The organism is Bowdeniella massiliensis, from assembly GCF_023634005.1.
GTDB classification, from domain to species: Bacteria; Actinomycetota; Actinomycetes; order Actinomycetales; family Actinomycetaceae; genus Bowdeniella; species Bowdeniella massiliensis.
This window is the reverse complement of record NZ_JALIQR010000002.1, coordinates 164,596-181,078: the sequence shown is the minus strand read 5'-3', so window position 1 is coordinate 181,078 and position 16,483 is coordinate 164,596. Positions and strand designations below refer to the sequence as shown.

The 16,483-nt window shown below is 60.6% G+C and carries 13 protein-coding genes; 5 read left to right on the top strand and 8 right to left on the bottom strand.

From position 1 onward, the window contains the following. Window positions 1–72 precede the first annotated feature (72 nt). Together MUN85_RS02125 and wecB are read left to right on the top strand one after the other, a co-directional pair. Window positions 73–1,365, top strand: a complete 1,293-nt coding sequence (locus MUN85_RS02125; RefSeq protein ID WP_250505185.1) for an oligosaccharide flippase family protein — start codon at window positions 73–75, stop codon at window positions 1,363–1,365. 9 nt (window positions 1,366–1,374) lie between these two features. Further along, window positions 1,375–2,436, top strand: a complete 1,062-nt coding sequence (gene wecB, locus MUN85_RS02120; protein ID WP_250505184.1) for a non-hydrolyzing UDP-N-acetylglucosamine 2-epimerase — start codon at window positions 1,375–1,377, stop codon at window positions 2,434–2,436. Window positions 2,437–2,442: 6 nt separating this feature from the next. Here the strand turns inward: wecB and MUN85_RS02115 are convergent, their stop codons facing one another. Genes MUN85_RS02115 through MUN85_RS02100 form a run of 4 tightly spaced genes read right to left on the bottom strand, consistent with a single transcriptional unit; the run spans window position 2,443 to window position 8,966 of the window. Next, window positions 2,443–4,386: a DUF6541 family protein gene (locus MUN85_RS02115; protein ID WP_250505183.1), complete on the bottom strand. Its 1,944-nt coding sequence runs from the start codon at window positions 4,384–4,386 to the stop codon at window positions 2,443–2,445. 21 nt (window positions 4,387–4,407) lie between these two features. Next, the gene (locus MUN85_RS02110) at window positions 4,408–6,756 is read right to left on the bottom strand and encodes a glycosyltransferase (RefSeq protein WP_250505182.1); all 2,349 of its coding nucleotides are present in this window, start codon (window positions 6,754–6,756) and stop codon (window positions 4,408–4,410) included. After that, window positions 6,756–7,853 carry a glycosyltransferase family protein gene (locus MUN85_RS02105; protein WP_250505181.1) on the bottom strand — a complete coding sequence of 366 codons (1,098 nt, stop codon included), beginning with the start codon at window positions 7,851–7,853 and terminating at the stop codon, window positions 6,756–6,758. The genes MUN85_RS02110 and MUN85_RS02105 overlap by 1 nt, the downstream gene beginning before the upstream one ends. An 18-nt stretch (window positions 7,854–7,871) precedes the next feature. Then, window positions 7,872–8,966 (bottom strand): glycosyltransferase family 4 protein, encoded by a 1,095-nt coding sequence (locus MUN85_RS02100; protein WP_250505180.1) that lies wholly within the window; start codon window positions 8,964–8,966, stop codon window positions 7,872–7,874. A gap of 104 nt (window positions 8,967–9,070) precedes the next feature. Here MUN85_RS02100 and MUN85_RS02095 point away from each other — a divergent pair, with 104 nt between their 5' ends. Further along, window positions 9,071–10,666 (top strand): asparagine synthase-related protein, encoded by a 1,596-nt coding sequence (locus MUN85_RS02095; RefSeq protein WP_250505179.1) that lies wholly within the window; start codon window positions 9,071–9,073, stop codon window positions 10,664–10,666. Between the two features lie 69 nt (window positions 10,667–10,735). On the opposite strand, the gene MUN85_RS02090 is transcribed toward MUN85_RS02095, so the two are convergent. The 3 genes from MUN85_RS02090 to MUN85_RS02080 are packed head-to-tail and all read right to left on the bottom strand — an operon-like array spanning window position 10,736 to window position 13,425. Continuing rightward, window positions 10,736–11,722, bottom strand: coding sequence for a Gfo/Idh/MocA family protein (locus MUN85_RS02090; protein WP_250505178.1), 987 nt, complete (start codon window positions 11,720–11,722; stop codon window positions 10,736–10,738). Window positions 11,723–11,725: 3 nt separating this feature from the next. Continuing rightward, window positions 11,726–12,829, bottom strand: a complete 1,104-nt coding sequence (locus MUN85_RS02085; RefSeq protein ID WP_250505177.1) for a DegT/DnrJ/EryC1/StrS family aminotransferase — start codon at window positions 12,827–12,829, stop codon at window positions 11,726–11,728. Then, window positions 12,826–13,425 (bottom strand): acyltransferase, encoded by a 600-nt coding sequence (locus MUN85_RS02080; RefSeq protein WP_250505176.1) that lies wholly within the window; start codon window positions 13,423–13,425, stop codon window positions 12,826–12,828. The genes MUN85_RS02085 and MUN85_RS02080 overlap by 4 nt, the downstream gene beginning before the upstream one ends. 65 nt (window positions 13,426–13,490) lie before the next feature. Between MUN85_RS02080 and MUN85_RS02075 the strand changes: the two genes are divergently transcribed. After that, window positions 13,491–14,171, top strand: coding sequence for a glycosyltransferase family 2 protein (locus tag MUN85_RS02075; protein ID WP_250505175.1), 681 nt, complete (start codon window positions 13,491–13,493; stop codon window positions 14,169–14,171). A 20-nt stretch (window positions 14,172–14,191) separates the two neighbouring features. Then, window positions 14,192–14,641 (top strand): DUF2304 domain-containing protein, encoded by a 450-nt coding sequence (locus MUN85_RS02070; protein ID WP_250505174.1) that lies wholly within the window; start codon window positions 14,192–14,194, stop codon window positions 14,639–14,641. Here MUN85_RS02070 and MUN85_RS02065 read toward each other — a convergent pair. After that, window positions 14,601–16,451, bottom strand: a complete 1,851-nt coding sequence (locus MUN85_RS02065; RefSeq protein WP_348647930.1) for a DUF6541 family protein — start codon at window positions 16,449–16,451, stop codon at window positions 14,601–14,603. The genes MUN85_RS02070 and MUN85_RS02065 overlap by 41 nt on opposite strands. Between the last annotated feature and the right edge of the window lie 32 nt (window positions 16,452–16,483).

Sequence of the window (16,483 nt, the reverse complement as noted above, 5' to 3'; positions counted from 1 at the left end):
CTCGCGCACTGCGGAAAAGCCGGGCCTGTGGCGGTAAGGTCGAGTCAGCAAAATACCGCAGAAGGAGACGATGTGCGCGAGCGCTGGAAGACGTTGACGGCGAAATATCCGATCCTCGTCTCGATTTCCACGTTGCTGTCGGGAACGATGGTGGCGCAGCTCATCGGCTTCCTTACTCAACCGATTCTCGGGCGCATCTACACCGAAGAACAGTTCGGGATGCACGCCCTCCTGCTCGCGATCCCTCTCACCGTTGTTGCTGTGGGCGCGCTGCGCTACGACATGGCGATCATGTTGCCGTCCGATGAGAGTGAAAGCCGTCGCCTGCTGCGAGCATCCCTCGTCATCATCGGGATTCTCTCCTTGCTTACGACCATCATTACGTGGATCTTCCGCACTCCCATCTCCGAACTGGTAAACGCTCCCGAGCTCGCACCCTGGCTCCCCATTAGCGGGCTGATCGTCGCGACTCTGGGCGGTATCGGGACGATCACGTTCTGGCTCAATCGACAGCTCGAGTACGGCACGATCTCGCGTAACAGGATGCTCATGGCCGGCGCCCAGGCTGGCGGCCAGATCGGATCCCACTACGTTGGGCTCGGCGGGCTTTTCGGCCTCGTCTGGGGCCAGATCCTCGCCCAGGGAGCAGCGATTGCATTGCTTGCGCACCGAGCGCGGGACGCGATCTTCACACCCTCCGGCTGCACAACGCCACTCAAGGAGCTATTCAGCCGGTACAAGAAGATGCCGCTGCTTAACGCCCCGAACGCGCTCGTCGATGCCTTCCGGATTAACGGCATCGTCGTGTTGCTTGGCATGGCCTATTCCGCAGGTGTCGTCGGCCAGTTCGGGAGGTCCTGGGGCCTGATGCAAGCCCCCGTAACCCTCATCGCCGGCGCGATCAGCCAGGTCTTCTACCAGCGCTTTGCCACGGCGAAGCGGGGCGAGTTATACAAGCTCGTGCGGCTATCTGTCCTCGTTGCCGTCGGAGCTGCGGCGCTTCCGTTCCTCATCTTGTTCTTCATCGTCCCCTGGTTCGTGCCGTGGTATCTCGGTCCGAATTGGGAGCTCGCGGGTGTCATTTCGCAGGCGCTCATACCGTGGCTGTTCATCATGGTCGCGACGTCACCCATTTCCACGGTGTTCGTCGTCGTCAATCGCCAGCAGGACATGCTCATGTTCGCGATCGCCTACGCTCTCATCCCGCTTTCGCTCATCTTTCTATTCGGCGCAAAGCTCGATATTGTGGCCATGATGTGGCTCATTTCCGCCACGATGAGCATCATGCTCATCGGTTTGACCGCACTCACCCTCTGGGTCGCGCACCGCTTCGATCACGGTGAAGAGACCTACGAAGTTGAATAGGAAGACAACATGAAGGTCCTGTCAGTCGTCGGTGCCCGCCCCCAGTTTGTGAAGCTCGCTCCGATCGCGAAAGCGATGGCCGCTGCCGGCGTCGATCACGTGATTTGCCATACCGGCCAGCACTACGACCCGATGCTCTCGGATGTGTTCTTCGAGGATCTTGGGATCCCCGCCCCCGACGTGCACCTCGGTGTCGGATCGGCGAGCCACGGCAAGCAGACGGGCGGCATCCTTGCCGCAATGGATGACGTTCTCGCCGAGCACGAGCCCGACTGGGTCCTGGTCTACGGGGATACCAACTCGACCGTCGCGGCAGCCCTCGCTGCGGTCAAACAACACATCAAGGTTGCCCACCTCGAGGCAGGCCTGCGCTCCTTCAACCGTCGGATGCCCGAGGAGCACAACCGGGTTCTAACCGATCACTGCGCTGACCTCCTGCTCGCTCCCACAACCGTCGCGGCCGAGCATCTGGAGCGGGAAGGCCTCGCCGACCGTACGATCGTTGTCGGGGATGTCATGACCGACGTCCTCTATCAGGTCCGCGATGCCGTAGCCGATAAGCCCTCCCCCATCGGGGCTGAACTCGGGCTCGAGGATGACACATATTCCGTCGCGACGATCCACCGCGCGGAGAACACCGATGACCCACAGCGTCTTGCGGCCGTTTTGGAATCCCTCGGGCGAGTCGATCACCCGGTCGTGCTGCTCGCGCACCCGCGCCTGGTCGCGAAATGCGAGGCCCACGGCCTCGACATCAACCAGGGCAACCTCCGCTCACACGCGCCGCTTGCCTATCCCGACCTCGTCGCGTCGTGCTTGAAGGCTCGCGGTATCGTCACTGACTCTGGTGGTCTGCAGAAGGAAGCCTTCCTCCTGCGCGTACCCGCTACGACGGTGCGGCCGGAAACCGAATGGGTTGAGACCGTTGAGCTCGGCTGGAACGTCTTGGTGGAGCCGGGCGATGCGCTCACGGCTGCCGCGACGCGCCCGCGCCCCGAAGACACCGACGAACAGCCCTACGGCGATGGCAACGCGGCTGAGCGCGTTGTCGCCGAGTTACTGCGGGCCTAACAGCCGCTACTTATTACAAGCGTCGATCCGGTACAGGGTTGCGCTGCCTCCGGATGCAAGCTTGGTGAAGCCCTTTGACGTGTCGACGCCGTAGAGCCCCGGACGCAGTTCATCGGTGTAGCCACCGTTGTAGTAGCGCGCCTTGTCATCGTAGAAGTACTTGATCCCGTGGTCGTTCAGGATCTTACAGATGAATGGGTCAGAATCGATTAGGCGGAACCGCTGCAGTAAGAACGCGTCAAGCCCGGTCTGGGGATAGTTCGGGTAAGGCCACACCACTCGAATGTTGGAGAGCGGCTGGAGCAGCGCCGCACCTGCAGCGGGATCCCCGAGTACGTAGGCGTCCTTCGGCAGGATGTCCGCCGCAGACTTGATCATCTCGACTTCTTCAGGAGTGGCGAGATAGCGGACGTTATCCTCGCTCGGATTAAAGGTCGTCTTGGCGTCGTGGGCGACACCCTTGAAGCCGTACGCCGTGACGGCAAGCATGATGACGGTGCAGACGCCAAGAGTTCTCGTGAGAGGAATCTCCGTGAGCTTCCACTGTCGTTTTGCGAGCCACGAGGCAGCTTCGTAGAACAGGATCCCTAGCATTGGAACAAGGAAAATCGCCGCCGCAAACTCTGCCCGGTTTGGATTCGAGTAGTACAGCGCGGTTAGGTGGCTAATGCCGTCGATGGGCATGTAGCTTCCCAGGACAATGAGCCACTGGGAGAACCACGCGATGACGAGCGCGTGGCGGCGCTTGCGCCAGGCGACGAAGATAGCAGCGAGCGTAAGGACGCAGACGGCCGCGTAGAACAAGACGGCGTAGGCTCCCCCGCCCGGAAGGAACATCGACGTCGAGAAAAAGACCTTAGCGATAATGTTGTCCCACTCAACCTTTGGGAAGCGAGCGAAGTAGTATCGCTGTGGTCCCGGAAGGATCATGAAGAGGTAGGCTGCGGCGACGAAAAACGCCGCAAGAGCGACGACGCCAACCCCCCTCGCATATCGCTTGTTCTGCAGATCCAGCCAGCCGCGCCACAGGAGGTAGGCGACAACGAGCGCAAACAGCGGAATCGACAGCGGTAGGAGAACCGAGGGATGGACCGCGAATACGCCGATGAGCGGTAGCAAGAAGATCCCGAACGTGAGCACTATTCGCCGGATGCTTGTCTTGCCGAGATTGTCGATGATCGCGCCAATCAACCCGGGGAGCGCAGCAAAGGCCAAAACGAATGGCCACAATGTCGTCGCAAGCGCCAGTCGAGTCAGAGCGAGAGGCGCGAACGAAGCCGCAAGCAGGCCCCAAGGGTAAACCTTCTCTTCCTTCGCAGCGACCATTGCGAAAGCCGCCGCACCGAGGAGGAAGATCAGCGGAGTCACGACGAGCGACGCATTGGTCACGGCAAGGGCGTCCTGCGGCCCAACGGTGACCAGCGAAAGCAGCGCATGCCAGGCGTTGGGGTAATACCAAGGAAGCGGGTCGACTCCAGCCATCGTGGCATTCGACTCGAGCGGAGAAGCATTGCCTGTCCGCTCCATCAGCCACAGCTGGTTGTAGTGGTAGTTCGAATCCCCACCCTGGACCGGGTTTGACGCGTTGGAGGTCAAGACGATCGGCGCAATGGCGATCAGCCATATCACTAGGGCAAAAGCCAGCATCTGCCAGTCATAACGATTCCGCCACAACGAGAGGTCCGGCCTCCACTTACGGGTAATCACCCCGTGAACCCCGAATGCTACAGCGGCAGCGACCACGGTGGCGATGATAAACGGGATGAGGCCCCACCGTATGGGCAGCTGAGACTGTATCGCGGACAGAAGCGCCACGATCCCAAAGGTCCAGGCAGGGGCCTGGGCAACCGCTAGCAGCGGGCGGGTCGCGGGTCGCCCCGCGAGGACGAGGAGCAGGCCCGGCAGAAAAGTAATGAGGACGATTGAGGAAATCTCAGGGAGATACCTCATCCACGAAAGCAGCAAAGCCCGTTATGACCTTTCTGATCGGGCGCATGACAGCACGAAAGACGCGACTGCCTCACCCATCGCCGACATCGATTTATGGTCCTGCACCCATTCCGCAAGGCGTTCTCGTTCCGCATCAGTGGCGGCGGAGCGCCTCACCTTGAGCATCGAGGAAGCGACCTTGTCCGCCGAGAACTCTGCGACTTCTCCAAGCTGATGGTTGGTGATATCGACCGTTGCAGGTCCCGCGCCAGCGTACACCACCGGGGTGCCGCTTGCGAGGGCCGTTAAGACCTTCGTGGGATAGGCAAAGTCGTACCCAAGCCCGGGGACGATAGAAACGAGTGCGCCAATAGCCCCTCTTTGCCACGCGGCGGCTTCTTCTGGCCCAACGGGCTCTAACACGACGACCGGGTTTGTAATTCCGGTCGCAGTTGCAAGAGATGCTGCTTGCTCCTCGATGCGGGGAACCTGCGAGCCGCGAGCGAGGAAGACAATCTGGGTGTCCGGGTACTGATCAAGGACCTTGCTAAAAGCCTCAACGAAGATTTCGGCTCCTTGCCACTCCGAGGCTGTACCCGCGTAGATGAAATATGGATGCTTAACCCCGGCGGCTGCTAGCTCCTCAGTCGTTAGCTGACGGCCGGTGGGGTTAAAGAGTTCGGTATCCGCGCCGTTCGGCTGCACCAGAACGTTTCGTCCACCGAGCTCGCGTACCCGCTTTGCGACGCCATCGGACACAGCGACGACGCCAGAAGCTCCTGAGATCGCGAAACTCTCCATCGCCTTCACAGCGCGCACGACCACGTTGGGAGCTCCCGTACTTTCGGAAGCATCCGACCACACGTCCGCGGCGTACCAAACGTAAGGAAACCGCCTAAGGAGCGAAACGAGCCGCATGAAGGATCCGGTTGTCGGTGGAGGCTCAACGAGAGCCACGTCCGGTTTCGAACCAATGAGGGCCCGGAATGACGCCTGCAAATCGAACGACATGTACGGCAAGTAGCCGCGCAAGTAGTCATTCTTGTCGCGTAGAACCGGGACCCGTACGATATTCGGCTCGAAGGAAACCGTGGGCGCGGAGCTAGGCGGTTTCGATGTGATGACCCGGACGTCGGCCCCTTGGGCCGTCAAGGCTTTCTCCACGGCTTCGAGCCTGAATGATGCTGCTGAAGCTTCCGGCATGTGAATCCGAGAAACGACCAACGCTCGCTTCTTGCGCGAGTATGCATCGATCACGTTCCGATATGCGACTAGGTGGCGGTTAATGAACACGCTGGCCGACGATCTTCCCCATGCGCGGTGCCGAATCTCTCCGTTAGAGAATCCTTCGCCGTTGGCATATGCGCTGACCATCTCTTTCATGGCGCGAGCTAAGGCGCTGGTGTCGTCGATGGGTACGACACACCCCATGCCCTCAGTCGCCATGTGTCGACCACCTGGGGTTGCCGAGGCAATACAGGGGATGCCCATGCTCTGCGCTTCAGCAAAGACTGTTCCACCGGCCTCTCGAGCCGAGAACAGGATGAGACAGTCGCCCCGATTCATTTCTCCGGGCATTTGGTCGCGGCCGACACGACCAGCGAACTCAATGGCGTCGCAGCATCTTAGATCGGCTGCAAAGGACCGTAGTTCTCGAACTCTTTCCGGATCTCCACCGATGACAAGGAAACGAGTGTGGGGAAACTCAGCGTAGACCGCATCGAAAGCTAGGAGGCTCTCTTCTACCCGTTTGTTTCTATCGAGATGCGAAACGTGCATGAAGATGAAGGTGTCCGTGTCCGGGACATGAGTGGGCTGCTCAAAGAAGCGGCCCGGAACCGGCAGACTCATCACGCCAAAGGTCGAACAGCCGTAATACTCGGACAGCTTCTCAGCGAAGTCGGGCGACACTGCGTAATGAAAACTAGCTCCACACACCGCGTCCCAGATCATCCGATAGCGGTAGCTCTTCGGATTCCGCGTAAGCGATGACGGACGGTGCTCCGTAATGCCGTACGGGACCCCCCAACGCCGCGAAAGGGCCTGAGCAACGAGAATGCCAGGGAATACCGAATGCGAGTGAATGACATCCGGAACCCCGAACTCTTCCTCGTACACTTTGGCGATCCGCGCGCTGAACAGTTCGATCAGTTGTCTATCACCCGGAACGATCCCCAGTGGAACCGTGGGAAAATCCTGATGGATTACTTGCTCAGCTCGGTTTAGCCGTAACCCAGTTTCCCGCTTTTTCCACGCTGTCGTGGGGTTAAGCGCGATGACGCCCACTTCGATGCCTGAGCTTCGCAGCATTGAAACCTGTTCCGCGAAGAAGCTTCCATTAAAGGGCTGGCTCTCGGTTGGATACCAGGATGGTGTCCACAGGACGTGCATCAGCGTCCTCCGCTCTCACCGGTCAATGATGCCGCGATCTGTCTCGCACGGGCCGACCAACTGTGGTTATGCCTTACTGCCTCGCACCGGCTCGTTACCTCTGCAAGTTCTGCCGGATTGTCCCGCAACCGGACGAGCACGTCCTTGATCTCGGATACGGAGTTATCGGTCGTCCAACCGATCCCCAACTCGTCGATACGCTTACCGGTCAGCGATCCCTTTGTGCCGATGATGGGCTTGCCACGGCCGATGTACTCATAGAACTTGAACGGCGAGGCGAACTCGCGATACTCGAGTGGCTCGAATGCAACGGAGCAGATGTTCGCGTCCTCGTACAGTTTGTTCAAGCCCTCGCCGGACTCGTGGACGACACGAATGCCATTCGAACCGGCCTCAGGATATTCGTGAGCAACCGCCTGCCAACGCGACGCCTCAGTGCAAATGGTGAGCCACGCACCGTCGATCTCGCTGACGGCACGTACCAGGTTGTGCATCCGATAGTGGTCGCCTACACCACCGACGTAGAAAATCGACACGCCCTCCCTTGGCCCCGAGGACTCTACGATCTGACCACCGGGAGGTAGCGCTTCATGGCGCGGCTTAGTTACCTCAGGTAGGTACTCACCCATCTCCATGGACGGGAGGAAGATGACGTCACAATACTTCTGATATGTGAAAAGCTCAGCTCGGTACAGCAACTTCATGACAGCTGCCAGTGGTTGGCCGACCCGTTGGTCGTACTCCTCGAATTTCCAGTAGATATCGCGGTAAAAGACGCCCGAAGGTATGCCACGAGACTTGGCGAACCGAAAAATCTCCAGATCGAGGAATGGATGTGGAGGCAAGTGCTTACGTTCCGTCACCGACGGCGGGATGGTCGCGTTCTCTGAGTACATGAAGTCGATCTTTTGACCAGCTTCAACGCGCTTCCGGAGCGCCGCAAACCGACGCTTTCGCTCGGCGGCATACCCGGTAATATCTAGGACTTCGAAGCCTAGATCTTTGAATGCCTGCAGCATCTTGATCGGTCGAATCGCGGAAGCTGAGACCGAGTCGGGGTTCAGCGGATACGAGGCATGGTAGATCATCGTCGGCATTGTGGTCTCCATTCGCTGTTAGCCCTGACGCGCGAGCTTTTCGTACAGATCCGTGTAGGCCTGCGCGATTGAGGTCGATTCGAAGCGGTCCCCGACCGTTGCCGCGATCTCATCAGCGGTGAGCGACGCCGTTCGCGCGTTCAATTCGAGAATCGCCTCAGCATACGCTTCAGGATTCTGCTGATCGACCGTGATTCCTACCGAACGATCAATGTACTCACCCTGCCCCCCGTTGGCACCGACGACGAGCGGGCGCCCGTTGACGATCGATTCAGCGGCAGCGACGAAGAAGTTATCGGCACGAGTCGGGCCAAAGAACATGTCGGCCTTAGCGATATATTCGCGCACTTCCTGCGCGCTCTTCGTGCCCGGGAAATCTGCCTTTACACCTAGCTCGGACGCGAGCTCGATCGCCGCTTCCCGCAAGGGGCCATCGCCAAGCCACGTTAGCGACGCGTCGTGTCCGCGATCCTTGAGAACCTTGAGCGTGCGTACGGCAAGGAATGGGTCCTTACGCTCGACGAGCGCGCCGGTCGAGATGAGGTTCAGTGTCTTGCCCTGCTCGGGGCGTTCCGCGAGCGTGGCCGGTGATGGAACCTGGCACGGGATGACGACGACCTCGCGATGCCCACGAACCTCGCGAATCGGGGACGCGAGGAATTCACATACCGCGACGACGACGTCGGGCAGCTTTTCCATCTGCAGCAGCATCGGCAACATCGCACGCGCCGGAGCAGGCAGCGTCTCCGGCGAGGTAATCGCCGACCAGTGTTCGGTGTGGACCCACGGCATCGTCGGGCGAGAGAACACAAGCGGCTCGATTGCACTGAGTGCCTGGGTGTGGACGATGTCGGCCCCGTGGAGCAGCGCAGTCATCTTGCTTGCGGCACGCAGGATGCTGATGGGGTTGTTCGTATCCATCGGGATGCGAATGACCTGGAGCCCTTCATGCCGGACGCGGCGAGTGCCATCGTCTTCGTGAGACGGCACCAAATGGATGATGCGAATGTCGTGGCCCGCTGCCTGGAACGCCGTCGCATCCTTGACCACAAATGCCCCGGAAGATGGGTTCTTCGCCGTCGGGAACCACGGTGTCACTATCGCAACGCGCATCGATCATCCTTCGAGTAGTATGCCCTGTGCAGGCGAGTCGAGATCCCTACCAGCCTACCGTGAGAGCGCACCGGGAATCACTGCGCCACAGTCAAGGAGAAGCGATGACACCGACCTTCGAGCTTTCGGATAAATCCTGGTCCACCACTCATCATCAGGGACTTAACATCCACTCTCGAGGTCGTATAACCGACTCCCTCGAGCAGCTGGATCTGCATGATTCTGCCGCTGTCGTCGACGCCGTCCGATATCACGGCGGCGCTTTGATCGTCGCCACCAATGAGACGGTCACCATCTACCAGGACCTGATTCGCTCCTTCCCCGTGCTCTTCACCGCGTCGACGCCTGCCATCATCGGTGACGACCCTCGCGCGATTGCACGGCACCGGCCGCTATCGATCAGCCCAGCATCGGCGCGCGAGTTCGAAGGCATGGGTTTCGTCTCAGGGGAAGACACCCTATATGAGGGCCTAAAGCAGACGATGCAGGGCACGACAACGACGATCGACCTAGCTACCGGCACCCACACCGTCGACGACTGGGGACGCTGGTCTTTTGAAACCGATCGCATCACCGACCCGGACGAGCTTGGCACCGTTTTCGATAAGGCTCTCGATCAGGCAATGAACCGTCTGGTGGCAGAGGCGAAGGACTCGAACATCCTCATCCCGCTATCTGGCGGCCTCGATTCCCGCCTCCTCATCTCGTGGCTGGTCGCGCACAACATCAAGAACGTCGTGACATTTACCTACGGCGTGGCAGGGTCACGCGAGAGCGAAATCTCCCGCCAGATCGCAACCGCCGCACAGTACCCGTGGGAGTTCGTCGAATACGCCCCCCAAAAACTACTCGAGCGTTGGCATGCGCCGGAAACTGAAGAGTTCTTGCGCTACTGCTACGGCGGTGTCTCACTCCCCCACATCCAGGACTGGTATGCCCTCGAGGACCTGCTTGCCCGCGAGATCGCACATGAAGGCGACATCGTCGTTCCTGGACACACGATCGTCGGAAACATGCACGACGAGGACGCCCTCGATGAGGCTCCCGTGTCGCTCGGCCGGATCGCTCAGCTCATCGCAGGGCACCACTATGACATTCAGGGCCCACGCCTCACTCCTGAGAGCGACCCCGCCTATGTGGCAAAACTGCGCGAGTTCATCGCCAGCGGTGGCTACGACGGATCTGCCGAGTCGGTCCAGGACGCGCTCGAGGCCTATAACGTGCGGGAACGCCAAGCCAAGTACATCAACAACTCGATGCGCGCCTACGAGCACTACGGGCTTCGTTGGTCCCTTCCGATGATCGATGCACCCGTATGGGACGCGTGGCGTAAGGCCAGTCCGGAACTATCCCTCACGCGCGACTGGTACCGCGATTACGTGACTGCTCGCTTTGAGGCCGCGCTCGGCGACCGTGCCGAGATCGCTCCGTACTACCAGCCAATCGCCGTCGAGGATCATCGCCGCGATCAGATCAAGAAGATCCTCACCGCGACTGGGCTCCTGGCACTCGCCAACCGCGCTTTCGCCACCTACTCATCGCTGCATGATGGCACTGCGCTCGACGTTTACATTACGGACCGTTCCAGGCCCGTTGCTGCGTTTGACCTCATGCGCGGCCGCAAGCTCATTGGCTTCTGGACATCGGCATTCCTTGCCGATGCCTGGAGCAAGGGCGCGCGCGTCGTTCAGGTGGATTAGTCGCAGTTCCTTCATACGCGAACCGGCGCCGACCGAAGGGTCGACGCCGGATTCGGTTGGAGATGAGAGCTAGAGCCTGACGGACTCGCCGTCGGCCGCAGACTTCAAGATCGCTTCGACGACTTCGAGGGTGCGAACGCCCTCCGCCATCGAGACGTGATCGTTGCGCTTGCCAAGAATAGCGTCGCGGAAGTTTTCTTGCTCCACTCGCAACGGTTCGCGCTTTTCAAGGGCGAACCGGGTGACCTCACCTTCGGAGACCCCGCGGAAGTTCGCCACCTGTGTCCACTCGATCGGGATGGTGCCGTTGCGGTAGAACGTTAGATCGCCGAGTGCGGTATCCGCGACGAGGGCTCCCTTCTCGCCGGTGACGATTGTCGTCCGGTCCTTAAACGGCGACAGCCAGTTGACCAGGTGGTTGACGAGCACGCCGTTGGCCATGCGGCCAGCCACACTCACCATGTCTTCATGTTCGCGGCCCGACTTGTAGGCGGTCTGAGCGAAGACGACTTCGTAGGTCGCGCCCGCGACCCAGGCAGCCAGGTCAACATCGTGCGTCGCGAGGTCCTTCACCACACCCACATCGGAGATGCGAGCCGGGAACGGAGACTGGCGGCGGGTGACGATCTGGAAGATCTGGCCGAGTTCGCCGTCCTGGATGCGCTTGCGCATCTCCAGCAGTGCCGGATTGCAGCGCTCGACGTAGCCGACAGCACCGACGAGGCCGGCCTTCTCGAAGGCTTCGGCCACGCGCCGACCCGACTCAACGTCGGCGGCGATCGGTTTTTCGACCATCGTGTGAACGCCGGCTTCCGCGAGCGCCAGGGCGGCTTCCTCGTGGTACACGGTCGGGACGGCGACCATTGCGGCATCGAGGCCCTGGTCGATCATCGCGTGGACGTCGGGCAGGACCTCGAGGTCCTTTGCAACGCCAAACTTATCGCCGCCCGGATCCGCGATCGCGACGAGGTCCATGCCCTCGGTCTCACGGATCACGCGGGCGTGGTGGCGGCCCATTGAGCCGACACCGAGCAGGCCTACGCGCAGGTTAGCCATGGACTACGCACCCGCCTTTGCGACAGCGTTGACGGCCTCGACGATGCGGTCGAGGTGCTCGTCGGTCAGCGACGGGTGCACCGGCAGCGAGATGACGGACTTGGCGGCTTCCTCGGTGACGGGCAGGTCGAGGCCCGGCGCAAAGTGCGTGAGGGATTCGAGGCGGTGGTTCGGGATCGGGTAGTAGACACCCGAGCCGACCTGGTACTCGTCCTTCAGGGCAGTCACGAAGGCGCCGCGGTCCTGGCCATCGACGCGGATCGTGTACTGGTGGTAGACGTGCACGGCGCCGTCGGCGACCGGCGGGACGATGACGCCCTCGAGGTTCTCGTTCAAGAATGCGGCGTTCGACTGACGCTTTTCGGTCCACGCGTCGACCTTGGTCAACTGCACGCGGCCGATCGAGGCGTGAATGTCGGTCATGCGGTTGTTCAGGCCCACGAGTTCGTTCGCGTACTGACGCTCCATACCCTGGTTGCGCAGCAGGCGCACGCGGCGGGCGGTTTCCTCATCGGTGCACGAGACCATGCCGCCTTCACCGGAGGTCATGTTCTTCGTCGGGTATAGCGAGAACATCGCGAAGGTGCCGAACGTGCCGACCTTCTCGCCGTTGAGCGAGGCGTTGTGCGCCTGGGCGGCGTCTTCGAACAGCATGAGACCGTGCTTGTCGGCGATCTCCTTCAGGGCCGGCATATTGGCCGGGTGACCGTACAGGTGCACCGGCATGATGGCCTTGGTCTTGTCGGTGATGGCGGCTTCGACGCTCTTCGGGTCGAGGCAGAAGTAGTCGAGCTCGATGTCCGCGAAGACCGGAGTCGCCCCCGTGAGCGCAACGGAGTTGCCGGTCGCGGCGAACGTGAAGGAAGGAACGATCACCTCATCGCCAGCGCCGATGCCGGCGGCCAGGAGTCCGAGATGCAAGCCCGAGGTTCCCGAGTTCACGGCGACGCATTCGCGGCCCGAGACCATGTGCTCGGAGAATTCCTTTTCGAAGGCGGCCACCTGGGGTCCCTGCGCGACCATGCCGGAGCGGAGGACCTCATCGACAGCGGCGCGTTCTTCGTCGCCGATAATCGGTTTGGCGGGCGGGATGAATTCCTTGCTCATTTGCTCTTCTCTTCTTTCAACTTGCCATTGACGAGCTCGTAGCGGACACCGGACTTCGGACAGGTGAAAATGCCAGGCGCGGTCTCTTCCAGTTTGACGCCTGACTTGGAAACCCAACCGATCTGACGCGCCGGAACGCCTGCGACCAGTGCGAAGTCGGGCACATCCTTGACGACGACGGCGCCGGCGGCCACGGTTGCCCAGGCCCCGATCGTCACGGGTGCGACACACACGGCGCGAGCACCGATCGCGGCGCCCTCCTTGATGGTGACGCCCACGGGCTCCCAGTCTTCGCCGGACTTCAGCGAACCGTCGGGGTTGATCGCACGGGGATTGTGATCATTGGTGAGGACGACCGCGGGGCCAATAAAGACACCATCGGCCAGTTCTGCGGGCTCGTAAACGAGCGCGTAGTTCTGGACCTTGCAGTTATCCCCCATCTGAACACCGGTGCCGATATAGGCGCCGCGTCCCACGATACAGTTCTTCCCCATCGTCACCCCCTCTCGCACTTGTGCGAGGTGCCACACAGAGGAGCCGTCGCCGATGACGGCTTCCTCGGAGACATCTGCGGAATCGACGATTCTGCTGGCCATGTATCCTCCTCGGGCAAGCGGCCGGGTTGCGGACATAACCGCTAACTCCTGTAACAATACCTTCTATGAGTCCCACTCCCGTAGACGACGCTTGGCTCGTCGTCCCTCTGTACAACGAGGCGACAGTCATCGGCGACGTCATTACCGAGGCGCTCCGGTATTTCTCTCACGTCGTCTGCATTGATGATGGCTCCGCCGACGATTCCGCGGCGATCGCGCAGTCGGCCGGTGCGATCGTTGTCCAGCATCCGATCAACCTGGGACAGGGGGCGGCCCTCCAGACGGGATTCGACTACGTTCTGATCAAAACGACCGGCCAGTACGTTGTGACGTTTGACGCCGATGGCCAGCACGATCCCTTGGAAGCCGTAGCGATGGTGGAGCGTGCCAAGAAGGACGACCTCGCTATCATCTACGGATCTCGGTTTCTGGATAAGCGAACGAAGCCAGGCCTGTTGAAGCGCATCGTTCTCAAAACCGCGGCTCTCATGACTCGACTCACCACGGGGCTCAAGCTGACCGATGCCCATAACGGACTGCGGTGCCTGCGACGAGATGCCCTGTCGGGGATCAGAATTCGTCAGGATGGCATGGCGCACGCCTCTGAGATTGTCTCGCAGCTAGCGAATACCAATCTGCCGTGGGCCGAGATGCCCGTACACATTCGTTATACCGACTACTCCCGCGCCAAAGGACAGTCCCTGTTGAACTCGGTCAACATTCTCGTCGACCTCATCATGCGCTAGGGATTAAGGAAACTATCACCGTGAATACCGTCGCCGCCCCGCTTTCTCTGACTGCCTTCGCCGCATCAAATCGGTTCTGGATCCAGCTACTCCTCATCGTTGGCATTGTCATCGCAGGGGTAATCCTGACTCGTTCGTCCGCGGGCGCACGGCACCAAGCAATCAGGCGAATGCTCATGGCACTGTTTGCCGCAATCGCCGTGTATTTCATCATCTTCCCCTCCGCGGCTAGCCAAATCGCACGACTGGTCGGGGTTGGTCGTGGCGCAGACCTCTTGCTCTACGCCCTTGTAGTGGCGTTTTTCAGTTTCGTTGCGACGACGTTCAAGCGCTTCTCTGCCATGGAACGTCGTATCACGGAGCTCTCGCGCCAATTAGCTATTGCGCGGGCACCGGAACCGCACGAGTCTGTCCCCCATCGCCAGCCGATCACTGACGCTGACATTGATCCGGAAGCTCCCACACACTGACCGAACCAGACGAGATCACCTGCGTCCAGCCCGACGTATCGACGTCGTACATCCCCGGCGCATCCTCACTCACCTTTGCCCCGGCTTTCGCGGTAGCTGAATCGAGATATATATAGCGCACACCGTGTGCCCGGAGTTCGGAACAGAGCTGCGCTGTGCGCTCAGACAAACCCATGACGGCCGACCACACATAGGGCGGGAGGGTCGCGAGCGTTAATTGCCGGACTCGGGAATCGACTTTTGAGAAGCCATACGCAAAAGCTGCACCATTTGCCGGGTCGCCAATCAGAGCCCCCGAGGATGGCAAGCCGTTATCTCGCAGCCACGTGAGCACCTCGAGGTCATCACTATCGACCATCGTTCCGTAGGCAATTTTCCCCGGCTGATAAGCAGCTCGAACCAATTCAGTCCGAGGGATAGTGCGCCACCCTCCGGTCACCAATCCGAAGATGGTCACCGCGGCTACCACTGTCATCGTCGATGCCTTGCGCAGGAGGTAGGCGAGCGCGAGCGCCGCCAACAAACTCATGACGATAGTGCTAATCGGTGCAATGCGGGCCGCCTGCGAATACCACGGTGATGCCAACTGCTGTAGCCACCACACGTCACTGCGCGCAACTGCGCGCACGAGGAGCGAAAGCGCCCAAGTAGCGGAGACTCCCGCCGCAAACCAGCGAGGAAGCCTTCGCCACATCACGACCGCACCACTGATCGCAAGGACAGCCAACGCAATGCCGCCCAGGTACCAATCGTTGGCTCGCCAAAGGCTCGTCAGGTCAATGAGGCCACCGAAAAACTCACCAAATGGATTTGCCCCGGTCTTCCGTTCGAAACCGCGCACTGCTGAAGTCACCTTCCAATATGCCAATGCACCGACCGCTCCGAGGACGATCACGGATACAGCTCGGAACCGATCACGTCGTGTCGTCTCTCCCCTCCACCCCCGCTGGAATCGGGGAATAAACCAGACGAGTGCGGCCGGACCAACGATCAATACAAGTGATGCGACGGAAATGGGGTGGGTGACGATCATGCCCAAACCAGCAAGAAGCGCGGCCGCCAGAATTCGATGGTGACCGGACAGCACTCCCGCAACGATGGCAGGAAGGAGAACGACAGACACGGCATAGGGTAACGCTGACAAGAGCGGAAAAAGGACGGCTGGTACGGAAACAAAAGCCGCAGCTACCGGCACGACCCAGCCCAGTAGTGAACCATGCCGGATTGCGAGTTCGGTACCCCAGCGTTGCTCGATCGTTGCCGCCAGCATTGCGAGTCCGGACCCCCACACCACCACCGCAAAGAGGTAGATGCTCGCGTTCAATGTCGAGGCGCCATCGGTCGGCGAGAGTGCCATCAGGGCATGGAAAGCGGAGGGGTAATAGGAAGGCGAGGATCCGCTTTGATATAGCGGCGCCAATGCCCACAGCGAACTCGCAACCTCATGTTCTCGGATTGCTCGTAGCGCGGACAGATGGAAGACGCCGTCCCACTGCTGCAGGAGCGTTGAGATTCGTCCCATTCCCACAATCAGCGGCGCACTTAAGAGCGCGAATCCGCAACCGAGGCCAACATAGGTCGGCCAGCGCCAACGCGCGCGAACGCCAGGGTCCGATCCTGGCCGTCTCCATAGTCGCCCAACGGCCGCCGCCGCGAGGCATGCGACGATCAGTGCGAGCAACATTCCCCGTGGAGTGTAGGAAGCGCCTATAAGAAACAGCGTCGTGGCCCCTACCTCCGCGATGAGCAGGCTCACCCCGGGAGCTAAGCCAACGGACCACTGCCATGGGACTCGTGCACATCGGAGCACAAGAGTGCCCGGGATAAACACCAGGGCAGCGA